We start from the raw sequence: 13,991 nt of genomic DNA on the forward strand, positions 1-13,991 counted from the left end.
CAGTTCCTAAACTAGAACAAGGACAATCAATGTTTACCAACAGTCAGTTAGAGACGGCCAGATCGCTCAGGCACCACTTCCATCAGCACCCCGAGCTGAAGTTCGAGGAGACGCAGACTGCAAAGGTGGTCGCCGAGAGACTGCGCGAGCTGGGCTACCAGGTCACCAAAGGGATCGCAGAAACGGGGGTTCTGGCAGAGCTGGACACTGGTCGTCCTGGGCCCGTGATCGCCTTTCGCGCCGACATGGATGCGCTGCCAATTGATGAGGCCAACACCTTTTCGCACTGTTCCACCAAGCGTGGGCTGATGCATGCCTGCGGACATGATGGCCATACCGCCACACTCCTCTTGGCGGCTGAAGCCATCATGGAGCAGCACGGCACCCTGTCCGGGCATTTGAAACTGATCTTCCAGCCGGCGGAGGAAGGCGGCAACGGCGCAGCACGGATGATCGAAGAAGGTGTGCTGGAGAATCCGAAAGTCTCCGCGATATTCGGTTACCACAATCGTCCGAACTTCCCAGCCGGTCAGGTATTCGTAAAACCTGGCCCTGCCATGGGGGGTAACGACACCTTCCGCGTCACAGTCGAAGGGAAAACCGGACATGCCGCCATGCCGCACCTGGCAGTGGATGCGATCTACGTGGGCACCTCGATCATTCAGCAACTACAGGGACTGGTCGCACGTCACAAATCGCCGCTGGAAGCGGGCGTGATCACGATAGCCGCCTTCCATGCCGGTGATGCGGCCAACATCATCCCCGGCGAAGCCGAGATTCTGATCAACATCCGCAGTGACCGCACTTCGTCACGTGATGCTCTGGCCGGCCAGCTTGAGCAGGTCATTTCGGGCGTGTGCAGCGCGCATGGCGCCAGCTACCGAATGACACATGAGCTCGAGATCCCGCCTCTCCTCAATGACGCCGAATGGTCTGACAAGGTTCTCGAGATCGCTCGTCATCACCAGGTCAGTGATGACATCAAGAAGCTGGATTACATGCCCACCATGGGCGCTGAGGACTTCGCCTTCTACCTCATGGAAATCCCCGGGTGCTTCTTCTTCGTCGGCAACGGCGACAGTGCCTACCTGCACAACGAGCATTACGACTTCAATGACGCCATCCTGCCGGTCGCGGGCGGTGTCTTCCTGTCGTTGGCCAAGGACTTGCTGGCACGCGATTGAACAAGTCGGTCAGATCAACATAACAAGGACAACAACAATGCAAGCCGTTCTCGCATCCATCGAACGTACAGGGAACAAGCTCCCTCACCCCTTCATTCTATTCACAATTCTGGCAGGGTTGATCATCGTCGCCTCGGCGGTGCTGGACCTACTCGGTGTGTCTGCCGTCAATCCGCAAAGCGATGCCGTAGTACATGTGCGTAGCCTGGTATCACCTGAGGGTCTGGAGTTCATGTTGACCAGCGTGGTCAGCAACTTCATCAACTTCCCGCCCTTGGGGCTCATCCTGGTCGTCATGTTCGGGATAGGACTGGCTGACAAGGTCGGCCTCATGTCCACGCTCATGCAGGTCAGCGTCGCGAAAGCGCCTCCGGTCCTGCTGACGTTCTGTGTCTTCATGGCGGGTATCTGCGGTAGTATCGCCTCGGATGCCAACTACCTGATCCTCATCCCACTGGCGGCAATGGTGTACCACTCTGTGGGCCGTCACCCCATCGCTGGCGCTGCGGCAGCCTATGCAGCTGCCGGCGCCGGCTACGATGCCAGTCTTTTCGTGACCGTGGGGGACGCACTGTTCTCCGGCATCACCACGGATGCTGCCAGGCTAGTGGACCCCGAGGCTTACATTTCCCCTGTCGACAACTACTACTTCGTCGCCTGTTCGGTGTTCGTGCTGGCCATCGTCGGGACTCTCATCATCGACAAGGTGGTGGAGCCGCGTCTGCAGCGCGTCCTGCCCATGGGCAAGGACTTCACGGCACAGGGCGAAAAGCCTGAACTGAAGGCAGAAGAATGGCTCGGTATCAAGCGTGTTGGTCTGGCCACTCTTGCCTATATCGCGCTTGTAATGATCGCGGTACTGCCTGAGGCTTCCCCGCTGCGCAATGCCGATGGCGGCTTGATCCCCTCTCCGTTCCTCAAGTCCCTCGTGCCGCTGATGTTCCTGTACTTCGTACTGATTGGCCTGGTTTATGGCGCGACTGTCGGCAAGATCACCAGCAGTCGCGATGTCCCACAGAAGATGGCGGAATCTGCCAGCGAGCTGGCCCCGACACTGGTGCTGTTCTTCGCGATCTCGCAGTTCATCGCTTACTTCAAGTGGTCCGAGCTGGGTCAGTTCATTGCCATTGAAGGCTCCGATATCCTGCAGAGCACAGGCTTTACCGGCCTCCCACTGGTCGGTGCCTTCATCGTGATGACGGCAGTGCTCAACATCTTCATGACAAGCGGCTCCGCGCAATGGGCGCTGATGGCACCGGTCTTCGTGCCCATGCTGATGATGATCGATTTCGACCCTGCCTTCGTGCAGGCGATGTTCCGTATCGGGGATTCCAGTACCAACATCATCTCGCCGATGAGCCCCTACTTCTCGGTGGCGTTGGTCTACATGCAGCGCTATCAACCGGAAATGGGTCTCGGCACCCTCGTGGCCACCATGCTGCCGCTGGCGCTTGGCTTCCTGATCGCCTGGTCGGCCTTCCTGATGTTATGGCTCTCTCTGGGCTGGGCCATCGGGCCGGGGGTCTACATGATGGCGAGCTGAGTCAGTGCATCCCCATCATCACCTTCCATAGATAGTCGGCAGCCGGCGTCAGCCGTCTGCCGACTCTGCGTACCAGATTGCCTTGGGTCGCCTCTGCCAAAGGATGCTCGATGGGGATGGCAGACAGGAGGCCCGCCGAGACCTCTTCATGTGCAGCGGCTGCCGTCATGAAGGCGACACCGATACCCGCACAAGCCATCCGGCGAGAAATGGAGTGCAGATTGCAGCGATAGGAAGGTGTCGCGACCTGACCCGCTGTACGGAAGATGTCATTGACCAGACGCTGCGACCCCGAAACCTCCGGCAAAAAGATCAACTTGTGACGCGCCAACTCGGCCACGGAGACGCTTTCATGATCTGCCAAGGGATGGTCCCTCGCCACGAGAGCACATAGAGGCCCGCGGGCAAAGGAATGCACTACCAGACGTGGGTCTACCACCGGGCCGTAAGTCACCGCGATATCCACCTCATCATGCAAGACCATCTCATGAGGTTCGCGCGGCACATAGATGCCGGTCCGCATATCGATCATCACATCCGGATAACGCTTTGCGACGGTTCTCAGCACCGACTTGATGAAGCTGTCCACGAAACCATCACCGACAGAGACAATGACCTGCCCCGTCTGCAGGTTCTTCCAGCGGGACAGCGTATCGCGAAGCTCGGAATTGAGTTGTCGCTGTGCGAGATAACTCTCCAGCACTAACCTCCCCGCCTCCGTTGGCGATACGTGGCGACCATTTCTCTCGAGTAGCGCCACACCCAGCTCATTCTCCAGACTCCGGATCTGTCGCGTCACGACAGAAGGATTCACCTCCAGATGCTCCGCAGCCGCCCGAACCCCACCACAACTGCTGACCTCTTGCAGGTAAAGCGCACGCTTATCCAAGCTATCCATATACCACTACGCCTCCGAGACTTCATCGTCATATTTGATGACTTCCCCGGGACCGAGAGCCATCTTGTCTTACAGACTATCCTCGGAATATGTTAACAAGCGGAAAGCCTTCTCATGTCGGAGCGCATGGCTGTTCGCGTGCTTTTCCGCTCATTTCACATCTTCGTGCATGGTCCTGCGCAATTACCTGCCTCTTCGAAGGCCACAGTCGTCAATCAGACGAGGAAGTGGATGTTAATAAGCCCTCCATCCAAGGTGACAGCGACTGGCGCCAGCGCAAACAAAAATGGCTGTCGTGAGGATTTCACGACAGCCATTTTTCATTACTTGCCCCCTTGTCACCCAAGCGCGCAGTCCCGTTCTGCAGCTGCTTTCCTGCGGCTTACCCTTATCGCCCCCCACTAACTCAAGGCACGCCAGTCGTTCTACAGCATATCGATGGATCCGCCGCTGATGTGGACACAATCCTTTGGGAATGAGAGCTGCTTGATCGGCTGGCTCCATTAGGCGGTAGCGGTATCGCCTGATTCCACCCCGTGGTGACGACCAGGCACCAACGCTAGGATTTATGCAGTATTTCCCTAAACTTTCAAACACTACCTATATCACTTATCCTACCCTTAAAGATACTTTTGCACATCTTAACGACTACCCATGCAACATAAATTAAAGCCGTGATAATTGAAATCAACAAAGCAATCATCTCTATTAAAAACATGGAGACTCGATAGACACTCTTGGCGATATCAGGCAGTATCATTAAAGCACCACGGAATGCACTTTTAAGCTTACCCGACAAATACTCCAACCGCTTTATGTCTTTAATACTATCAGCTCGACTTAAAGCATCTAGTGCACCTTTAAAACCAGCTGTCGACTTTATATTATTTACGCTACCTCCAATACCTAAAACCTGTTTGGCCTTATTAATTGAAATTAGCTTACTTGCAGTAACAGTCAGATCATCCCAATAATTAGCACTAACAAGCTGAGAAAATCTTATATTTTTGAATTTGTTCGCCATTTCGCCTAGTATTTTTTTATCGACAATCTCTTTACTCAGATTTTTGATTTGAACAGACAGTCCTTTACTAATTCTTCCAGTCTTTTTGGCTAATTTAACTATAGAAATACCTGTCTTCATGGGTGCTGCAGCACCTGCACTCATGACTGTAGCACCCGTCAACAGAAGTCCTGTACCAGATAACGCCAGCACTATGTTATCTTGATCTGGCCAACGTTTTATTTCGCTAGCAAAATCTCGCACATCTCCAATGGAGGTCATATCACTGACGAGGGCAGCACTCAATCCCGCCATTCCGACAGATTCTCCAGTGGTGACTCCAGACCATAAGTCTTGACTAACCCTTGTAGATGTTTTCCAAAAGCCTTTTTCCTGCTCAAGGTCCTCCAGGATTTTTGAATCGAGCATCACGTTTTGTTGTTGAGCCAACAAAACTATAGAGTCAGCAAGTTCTATATCCTTGCCCTCAATAGCGAGTTGTATTTGTTTTTCATACTGTTCAGAAGGCAAGGATGAAAGCCGATACTTTGCCAGCTTGTAAGTATCATTCAGCAACAAGATTTCAGCAGCATCGAATGCTCTGGGAGATAACTGCACGATACCAATTATGACTGGCAAAACCCAAATATAGGTGAGAAACTTCCGCCAAGAAAATAGAAACACCTTATATCTCCTTCAATTTTATGCCTTTCTTTAAATAGTTAATTTACAGGACGGAATAATACAAACTAAAAGACTATGACTAATTAGCCAAACTTCACACATAACCTACTAAAGGTTAACCAAAAATCATGCAGCCAATTATCATGCAATGCAACAAGTTTGATCACCTGACTTTACTGGCCTAGCCAGAAGGTCATTATAAATATCACGCCCCACATCAAACTACGGTTACTCCAACTAGAGATCAAACAAAGAGCATTTGAGCTCGTTTATATTCGAATCAATTATCAACCCCACTAGCTTTGTACAAACATCATCTATTGTCATCCCATCTATATTAATCGCTATATCGGCACGACTTTCAAGCTCTTTTGACACACAATGACGAAAATCTGGGTCGAGAGTTACCTGGTCTTCAGGTGTACTGCCTCGATGATCAAGTCTCTTCTGACGCTCCGCTTCATCCAAGAGAAGAAGAACAGTCATATCTGGCTTGACCATATCTTTAGACAATATTGACAGATCAGATTTGACCCCTCTGGCCTTGGCATATGCTTGGGTAGAGGCACAATAACGATCCATGAAAACCCACTTCCCCTGCTCTACCAAATACGCCGCTTTTCTACCTTGGCTGGAGACACTCGCCATATAAAATAGTGCTTTCGCAAGCTCGTCATCTGCTAAAGCCTCCAGCACTGCCTGACGACTCTTGGCCAAACCTTCTCCAGGTGTTGACATGGCATGCCCAGAAAATCGATTGGCTAATTCTCGTACTATTGTGGTTTTACCCACACCATCCATTCCCTCGATAGCGATAAATTTTCCCATCTCACGACTCCTCCAAGAAGTCTGCAATTCTGGCCATCTCTTTATATTCTTCTTCAGTAAAGCTATTGCTAGCGATCACTATCGGTATCGCCTGATCAACACTCTCAACATAGCCATATTGATCCTTTTGATCATAGAGGGGTGTGCCACGCAATAGCATCAAGGGCCATGCGCGAACTCTAGGAACCTCTTGTTGTAAACACCAGTCGACACTAGCCCGAAAGCTATCCAATGTCTGGTGAGGGAGCCCATAGATAAGTGAAATCTCAAAATCAATATTTCGCGCGTGTAGCTCACGGACTTTCTCTTTAACGATGACCATATTATTAGGTCTCGAGATAGCACGATACTCGGCTTCAATAGTGGTCTGAAGCCCAAACTCCAAAGTCACATCAAGCCCTTCAAGTGCAGCCAGAAACTCTGCAGTACAAGTTTCAAAGCGGCATTGCAACGCAAGCTGTGCTGTAACACCAGCAGCTTTGACGCTATTCAGAACTTCGATAGCTCGCGCTGGATTGGTATGAAATATCGGATCCAATATCGAAATTCGCTTGACTCCATAAGCTGCAAAAAGTGCCAGCTCTTTATCAAGACGCTCTACGTCAAAGCGCTGATGATGCAGTCTCTTGCCAGGTTCACGATGTTGACAAAATGAGCACTTGAACGGGCATCCTCTTTGAGTCTCCCAGCGGATGTTAGCTTTAGGCTCTACGGTTCCTAATAAGTAAGGTGAAGGCAAAGACAATAAATCATGATCCGCCCTGCGACCAAAATCTATCGTCCCGGCAACATGAATACCACAGTCGTCTGGAAACTCATCATGGGCCAATGACACCATGGCCATCTCGCCTTGACCACGAACGAAGTAATGAGCACCAGGATATTTCTCTTCCAATTGCCCTGCAGGCATATACGAAACTTGCGGTCCTCCCAACACTATCTTCGCTTCAGTATCAGCAATCTGCTGAATCAACTGCTGCACTTCAGAGTCATTCCAAACATAGGTCCCGAAACCTACCAGGCAATCTATTCCCGCCGCAGCGATTGCTGACTTAAGTTCGTCCAGCACTGAGTCAAGGGAGAAGCTGGGAGAGTTGATCTGTGTTTCAATGATTTGACACGGCACCTGGTTATCTTGAAGTGCGGCAGCAATTGAGCCAATCCCCAAACCGGTCTTACCGTCCTGAGGGCGCCTCCAGTCCAAGGATACAAGAATCACAGGAGTCATTGTGACACCTCCTGATACTGCTTTTGATAACCAGTTGCGTTTGCGTGCTCACAGCGACGCACATCGTGTCGGAAATTTTGAAAGGCTCGTCGATCACCTGGCGTAGTAGGCACGATAACCATGCCGGTGCCCTTGGGGGGATAGAGTTTGTAATGCCGTCCTTTGGCGTATGTCCAGCCAAGCTGGTCCAGCTTTCGCGTCAATTGGTTGATGTCCTTGTCTTTACTGAAATACATGAGAAGCCCTCATCACATAGTGTGCTTTCACTATGCAACAGAGGGTAATTTCCACGCCCGTCAGACAGCCGAAAAAAAAATCGAAAAGTGTTCAGTCAAGATTTGGGCTGATGACGCAACCCCTCAAGATGCTTAGCAACCACGTGTTGCTGATTTTTGATAGCAATCCATAGAGCATTTTTTTCGTTGCCTGGGGAAGCTTCCTCCAGCGAAGCCCAAGGGTCTCCACCGCTATCGATCATCACTTTCAGTATCTCGAGATCACCGAGCTGAGCGGCAAAAAGCATTGGCGTCCAACGCGGCTTTCCATCGTTGGCAGCCTTGTATCGCTGATTCGGGTTGGCGCCATTCTTGAGCAGAGTCATGATCACTTCTTTACGTGCGGCAGCAGGTCGATCGTAGTGCTTACGAATCACTTCAAAAACGTTACTTTTCCAAACCTCATCAATCATGGATCGCCTTGCTTGACGCAACCCCATCAGTTCATTATCGAAGATAGCGCCACCCTTGGCATCAAAGGCATCACCAGGTACACGTCCCGAGTAATAGTCTTGGGAATGAACTGCTTTCCCTGAGGGTAAACTTTGATGAAGCAATGACATTGCATAGGCGAGTGCACTAGGAGAAGTGAAACATGGGTTCTCTATATTAGCCCCCAAGACAATCAACTTTTCAACAATAGTCGGGTCTGCCATTTCCAATGCTATCTTGAGTGGTGTCTCGCGCTTGGTAGAGGCGGGCCTATTGACTGTATCTGGTGTGAGGTCCAAGCTTAAGATATATTTCAAAACATCTAAATTACCAGAACTATAGGCTCGCCGGAGGCTTATTATCAAAGCATTATCACCTGACTCAGGTATAAAAACATTAGGGCAACCGCCAGCTGCTATCATTTTTTTTACATCTGCAAGTGAGCCTTGCATGACGGCATCCATCAGAGGTGTATAACGTATTCTACCGTTGGCCATGGCCCGTTTTCGATTAGGATTCGACAGATCTTTGGATGTGATTAAGAAGGGACTGTCATTCACTATCGTCCGTACTGCAGGTGGAATCCGCGACTTGGATTTTTGCGGTGAAAAACGCCGTTCAAACTCAAATGATAGACGTCGCATCTCTTGTTCATCCAACGGTTTCTTAGGTAATTTATTCAGGCCAAGAAGATATGCTTTATCCCAGTAGTGTTCAGCTTTGACTTTCTTTCCGATCCCAACAGAATAGCATAGCGCCTCATGTATGAGGATACATAGATTGGGCCCTGCTCGTCCCCACGCCTGCTCACAGGCTTCATCATATTGTCTTGATGCTAAAATTTCGTGCCCAAGATGAGCTTCCAAACGAGCAGATAACCAAAGCCATAAATATTTATACACTATAACCTGATCTGTGCCATATTTCTCATAGGCCGCACGCAACCAATCTAGCCGGAGACGGATGTCCCTCTCATTCTTGCAAGGACTACTGAAAAGTTTTTCAATCTCGTTTAATAACTCTATTACTTGATGGCGCAAACCAAGGCAACGTCTGTCAGCCGCCTCCTGCGTCAGGCTCATTATGACTTCATTTACGCTTTTCAGCTGATTGATATCTATAGCCTGAAAGTATTTACCAACATCAGCACGTAGTTTCTCAGATGTCGACTGCAGCGCGACCGATATAACTAACCATCCGGTAAGTTGCTCAATCCTTTTCTTATCCAAGTGAGTGTCGGTAAGCATAGCTTGTACCGCATGACGATAGGGCCAGAGCGATGCACCTATAGTACCTCCTCGCCTCCAACGCTCCAACGTTCGTGCATCTACATCCAGATGATTCTCCAAGCACTCTACTAGTTGTGCTCCTGATAGATCACTATAATCTGACACTATACTCAACCATGTTGAAAATGGTTGATCCCACCAAGATACGGGAATATTGAACTGTGTTTCGTTACTTGCACGGCGAATGAACCCAGAAATCTCCGGCGTTACCACTGATCGTTGTAGCACAACCTTGGCTTTGGATGATATCAATCCAGTAGTATCAATTCCACGTGAAAGTATTTGTAATTTCTTTATGTGCTGTTGAAGGTAAGAGTTGACTAAATTATGCCACTCAATCCCGCAGTCTTCTTGCAAGGCACGAAGCCATGTATTCTGGGAATATTGAAATAGAGTAAAATTACTCCCTGGACGACTGCCATTTGACATATCGTCAAGATCTTTATCCACCCCTATATTTTCGAAGTATGGTCGATAGCCTGTGAGCCTGACTAATATCCGCAATACTTCACCTGACTCAGGAATGACTCTAGGTAAATCCTTCACAACTCCCTCCTTGGAGTAATATAAAAATTGTTATAGTAAAGCCTTGTTGTCAATTAAAATCCTCAACAAAGCTTGAATTTTTTCTGGGTGCACTGGACGTATAGTTTTCTCATATTGTTCTCTTTTCCCCGTACTTTTCGCCGACTCTCTTAAACAAAACCCGCCATACAACACGAAAAGCAATGAAAGCCCAAGAGTAAAGGGTGCCAGTACAATCGCAATTATCAAAGATAGACAACCTTCTTCGGCATCACCTTCCTCTTTCAATCTGGCTTCTTTTTTAGCTTTCTCCGCTTCAGCATATAGCTGGTCATCCAAACCGAGCACATCCTTATCAAATATAGCTCCGCATCGATCACGCCTTATATTACGGCCTGCCCGCTTACCTCTATCTACACGGATTGCCTGCCACATGAAATGATCCAGAAGCGTTTGTTCCACATCCCAACCATCTTCTTGATAAGTAATTAACAAAGGCTTGGCAGAATATGCCTTCAATTCAGGCAGATCTTCCTCGTCATCGGGAAAGAACCTCAATTCATAACGAACCTTATTATTTTCAATCGTCTTCAGATAACCCACATAGCCTGAAGAATTTTCAGGGCGACGCCACCATCGTAAAATACTCTTCAACATCTACTTACCATAATAAATCGTGAAATTCTGAAAATACAGTCTATCGAAGACACTTATAACCTGCTCAATGGCGACGAAAATTTATAAAATCCATCTAAAAAGGCAATCATCAGTTATCAGCATTCCTCCCCACCCAGGTACCACAACTCCATCGCATCCACGGCTACCGCAGTGCTTACGAGAAGCACATCAGTGTTAACTACAGCACGTAACCAATATATGATAATGTGCAAAGAAACGACACAAGCGTCGCACAATCGAGACGAAAGGGTAAGCGCTGTCAACATACTGCAGTACTGCCTTCCTGCTTGACATCATGGTCATAAGCCCAGTGACTGCGGCGCTCGAGAGACATCCAGCAAGAGAAAATGTGATCCGCATTTTCAGTCACACTGAATGAATCTACAGCCTGACGTGCCCTGCCAGCGCACTGCTACTCTGTTAATCAGATATCGCTAAGCAACACGTCACACAAGGAAGAAGGCATGAGTCAGCCACAGTACGCTCCGGGCATGCGCCTGGAGATTCGTGATGCCGAGTGGCGTCTGACCCGAATGGATCACAGCAGTGATGGCGAGTATGTACTGCACTGCGCAGGGCTTTCCGAGCTGGTGCGTGGAAAAGAAGCGAGTTTTCTTACCCGGCTTGAGCCCAGCATCCGCGTGCTCGCTCCTGAGAAGACAGCCCTGGTAGACGACCTTTCACCAGGCTTCCGTGCTGGCTTGTTGAACCTGGATACCCAGCTGCGCGCTACGGCCCCCGCTGATGATGCCGTTCAGCTCGGTCATATGGGTGCCATGGATACGCTGGACTTCCAGCTCGAGCCGACTCGTCAGGCACTGCGCCAGCCGCGCCAGCGCATCCTGATCGCGGATTCAGTCGGCCTGGGGAAGACATTGGAAGCCGGCGTCCTCACCAGCGAGCTGATTCACCGTGGCCGCGGCAAGCGCATTCTCGTGCTTGCCGTGAAATCCATGCTGTCCCAGTTCCAGCAGGAATTCTGGAATCGCTTCACCATCCCGCTGACACGACTGGACTCCGTGGGGCTGGCACGTGTGCGTCGCCACATTCCCAGCAATCACAACCCCTTCCACTACTATGATCGGGCCATCGTTTCCATCGATACCCTCAAACAGGACCTCGAGTACCGTCATTATCTCGAGCAAGCCTACTGGGACATCATCATCATCGATGAGGCACATAACGTTGCCGAGCGCGGCAGTCACTCCCAGCGTGCGCGTCTGGCCAAATTGCTGGCGACACGCTCGGACACCCTCATCATGCTCTCGGCCACGCCGCATGACGGCAAGGCGGAAAGCTTCGCCAGTCTGGTCAACATGCTGGACCCCACCGCCATCGCCGATACCTCGAATTACGCCCACGAGGACTTCCGTGACAAGGGGCTGGTCATCCGCCGCTTCAAGAAGGACGTGCGAGATCAGCTGGGTGAATTCCCCGACCGCGAGATCGACAAGCATTTCGCGACCGCCAGCCCACTGGAAGAGCGAGCCTATGATCTATTGATGGAGACGCCCTTCCAAAGTCTGGATGGACGTGGCCGCCAAGGGCTCTTCCGTACCACACTGGAAAAGGCCCTGTTCTCAAGCCCGGCTGCCTGTACCAGCATCCTGGCCAATCGACTCAAGTCGCTTGGCAAGCGCGAGCAATCCCCTGAGCGTGATGCCGACATCGAGAACCTCGAAACCCTGCGCGATGTCATCTCGGAAATCACTCCCGACAAGTTCGGCAAATATCAGGCGCTGTGTGAGCTGATCGGCAAGAAAGCCGGCCAAGGGGGGCTGGGGTGGAGTCGTGCAGAAGACGACCGTCTCGTCATCTTTACCGAAAGCCTCAAGACGCTCGACTTCCTGCGCGAGCATATCGAGCGTGACTGCGGCCTCAAAGCCAAGCAGATCGGGGTGCTAAAGGGGACTGACAGTGATCGCGATCTGATGGCGACCGTCGAGAGCTTCAATCGCGGCGACAGTCCGCTGCGTCTGTTGCTGTGCTCCGATGTCGCCTCCGAGGGGATCAACCTGCACCACCTCGCTCATCGCATGGTGCACTTCGACATCCCCTGGTCGTTGATGGTCTTCCAGCAACGCAATGGCCGTATCGATCGTTACGGCCAGCGCCATACGCCCCAGATTCGCTACCTGCTCACCGAGAGTGACAACGCTCGCGTGCGCGGAGACCAACGCGTGCTGGAGGTGCTGATCGACAAGGATGACCAGGCCAGCCGCAACATCGGAGACCCCTCCGAATTTGCCACCGGCCTGACCCAACAGGAGCAGGAGGACAAGGTCGCCGAGGTCATGGCGGCCGACTCCACCAGCGATGCCGGCCAGAGCCTCTTCGAGGGACTGTTCGACACCGAAAGTCCCATGGAAGACACCCTGGCTCAGTTCACGCCGGAAGTGGTCCCGGCTGCTCCGGCCAAACGCCCACGAGGCCTCTATGAGGACACTCTGCACTGGGCGGACCACGCATTGCGTTGGCTGGATGCCGAGATGCGCGACAACCATCAATCGCTGCAGATGCAGGTTGACCGCAAGGCGCGACGTATCGAACTGACCGCCCCGTCCGATCTCCGTCAGCAGCTCAAATGGCTGCCACGTGAGATTCGCCCGGCACACGATCGTTTCATCCTCAGTGATGACATCGACACGCTCAAGCGGCACTTTGCACTGGCACGTCAGGAAGATAGCCCGTGGCCAAGCGTGCAATACCTGTGGCCATTGCATCCGGTGATGCAGTGGCTGCGCCAGCGTGTCCTGAATGCCTTCGGGCGTCATAGTGCGCCCGTCATTCGTGTGCCATCGGTAATGGCCAAGAACGAAGCGCTCTATATCCTGCATGGCGGCTATCCCAACAAACGCGGTCAGAGCCTGATGGAGGCCTGGATCGCCGTGCCCGCCACCCTGGTGGAGGGAATGGTTGAGGCCAAATGGCAAGCAGGTACGCCGGAGGCTCTCGAAGAGGCACTGGAACGCCTTGAACTGAATCCCGAAGCCCTCCCCAACCCGGGAATAGAAGGCGATACCCGTGCCCTCGCCGCCGCGCTGCCCGCGGTGGTGGATCGTGCCCGCGTGCAACTCTCCGCACTGCGCAAGGTACGCGAGAACGAGCTGAATGAACGTCTCAACGTGCAGATGAGCGCCATGGATGACCTCAAGAAGCGCCATCACCGCCAGCTGGAACTGACCCTTGAAGGCAGCCGAGAAGCCGCCGGCCGCAAGCAACAGCGCCGCGACGAGGCCACAGCCAACATCGAACGTACCTTCGATGATTACGAAGCCTGGCTGGAAGACACCCAGATGCTGGAGTCGCTGCCCTTCATTCAGGTGGCTGCCGTTCTGACGGGCGAGCCCGCGACAAGGGCCAACTAGCTCTCAGCATGCAAGACGTCTGGCCAGTCGCCTCTCTGGCAAACCGGCCAGCCGCG

10 protein-coding genes are annotated in these 13,991 nt (G+C 51.8%); 3 read left to right on the forward strand and 7 right to left on the reverse strand.

Annotation, left to right across the window (positions count from 1 at the left end):
- The first annotated feature begins 29 nt into the window (after positions 1-29).
- Both QD228_RS13535 and QD228_RS13540 read left to right on the forward strand, forming a co-directional pair.
- Positions 30-1,184: an amidohydrolase gene (locus tag QD228_RS13535; RefSeq protein WP_279875861.1), complete on the forward strand. Its 1,155-nt coding sequence runs from the start codon at positions 30-32 to the stop codon at positions 1,182-1,184.
- Between the two features lie 37 nt (positions 1,185-1,221).
- On the forward strand, positions 1,222-2,727 hold the full coding sequence (locus QD228_RS13540) for an AbgT family transporter (protein ID WP_279875862.1): 1,506 nt from the start codon (positions 1,222-1,224) through the stop codon (positions 2,725-2,727).
- Between the two features lies 1 nt (position 2,728).
- Here the strand turns inward: QD228_RS13540 and QD228_RS13545 are convergent, their stop codons facing one another.
- The 7 genes from QD228_RS13545 to QD228_RS13575 all read right to left on the reverse strand — a co-directional run bounded on the left by QD228_RS13545 (position 2,729) and on the right by QD228_RS13575 (position 10,546).
- Complete coding sequence (locus QD228_RS13545) at positions 2,729-3,625, reverse strand: LysR family transcriptional regulator (protein WP_279875863.1); 897 nt, start codon at positions 3,623-3,625, stop codon at positions 2,729-2,731.
- 589 nt (positions 3,626-4,214) lie between these two features.
- Positions 4,215-5,312: a hypothetical protein gene (locus QD228_RS13550; protein ID WP_279875864.1), complete on the reverse strand. Its 1,098-nt coding sequence runs from the start codon at positions 5,310-5,312 to the stop codon at positions 4,215-4,217.
- Between the two features lie 237 nt (positions 5,313-5,549).
- Complete coding sequence (locus QD228_RS13555) at positions 5,550-6,140, reverse strand: AAA family ATPase (protein ID WP_279875865.1); 591 nt, start codon at positions 6,138-6,140, stop codon at positions 5,550-5,552.
- Between the two features lies 1 nt (position 6,141).
- On the reverse strand, positions 6,142-7,368 hold the full coding sequence (locus QD228_RS13560) for a radical SAM protein (protein ID WP_279875866.1): 1,227 nt from the start codon (positions 7,366-7,368) through the stop codon (positions 6,142-6,144).
- Positions 7,365-7,604 (reverse strand): hypothetical protein, encoded by a 240-nt coding sequence (locus QD228_RS13565; RefSeq protein WP_279875867.1) that lies wholly within the window; start codon positions 7,602-7,604, stop codon positions 7,365-7,367. The genes QD228_RS13560 and QD228_RS13565 overlap by 4 nt, the downstream gene beginning before the upstream one ends.
- A gap of 95 nt (positions 7,605-7,699) precedes the next feature.
- A complete protein-coding gene (locus tag QD228_RS13570; RefSeq protein ID WP_279875868.1) occupies positions 7,700-9,910 on the reverse strand; it encodes an ankyrin repeat domain-containing protein in 2,211 nt (736 codons plus the stop codon).
- A gap of 30 nt (positions 9,911-9,940) precedes the next feature.
- Positions 9,941-10,546: a hypothetical protein gene (locus QD228_RS13575; protein WP_279875869.1), complete on the reverse strand. Its 606-nt coding sequence runs from the start codon at positions 10,544-10,546 to the stop codon at positions 9,941-9,943.
- A 485-nt stretch (positions 10,547-11,031) separates the two neighbouring features.
- Here QD228_RS13575 and QD228_RS13580 point away from each other — a divergent pair, with 485 nt between their 5' ends.
- Entirely contained in the window at positions 11,032-13,935 is a 2,904-nt protein-coding gene (locus QD228_RS13580) for a DEAD/DEAH box helicase (RefSeq protein WP_279875870.1), read from the forward strand.
- Positions 13,936-13,991 lie beyond the last annotated feature (56 nt).

The sequence above is a fragment of the Cobetia sp. 3AK genome (assembly GCF_029846335.1).
In the GTDB taxonomy this organism is placed as follows: domain Bacteria; phylum Pseudomonadota; class Gammaproteobacteria; order Pseudomonadales; family Halomonadaceae; genus Cobetia; species Cobetia marina.

Excerpts from the sequence above, each read along its gene's own strand:
- QD228_RS13545 (WP_279875863.1), bottom strand. The coding sequence starts at position 3,625 with ATGGATAGCTTGGATAAGCGTGCGCTTTACCTGCAAGAGGTCAGCAGT.
- QD228_RS13555 (WP_279875865.1), bottom strand. The coding sequence starts at position 6,140 with ATGGGAAAATTTATCGCTATCGAGGGAATGGATGGTGTGGGTAAAACC.
- QD228_RS13575 (WP_279875869.1), bottom strand. The coding sequence starts at position 10,546 with ATGTTGAAGAGTATTTTACGATGGTGGCGTCGCCCTGAAAATTCTTCA.
- QD228_RS13535 (WP_279875861.1), top strand. The coding sequence starts at position 30 with ATGTTTACCAACAGTCAGTTAGAGACGGCCAGATCGCTCAGGCACCAC.
- QD228_RS13540 (WP_279875862.1), top strand. The coding sequence starts at position 1,222 with ATGCAAGCCGTTCTCGCATCCATCGAACGTACAGGGAACAAGCTCCCT.
- QD228_RS13580 (WP_279875870.1), top strand. The coding sequence starts at position 11,032 with ATGAGTCAGCCACAGTACGCTCCGGGCATGCGCCTGGAGATTCGTGAT.
- QD228_RS13565 (WP_279875867.1), bottom strand. The coding sequence starts at position 7,604 with ATGTATTTCAGTAAAGACAAGGACATCAACCAATTGACGCGAAAGCTG.
- QD228_RS13560 (WP_279875866.1), bottom strand. The coding sequence starts at position 7,368 with ATGACTCCTGTGATTCTTGTATCCTTGGACTGGAGGCGCCCTCAGGAC.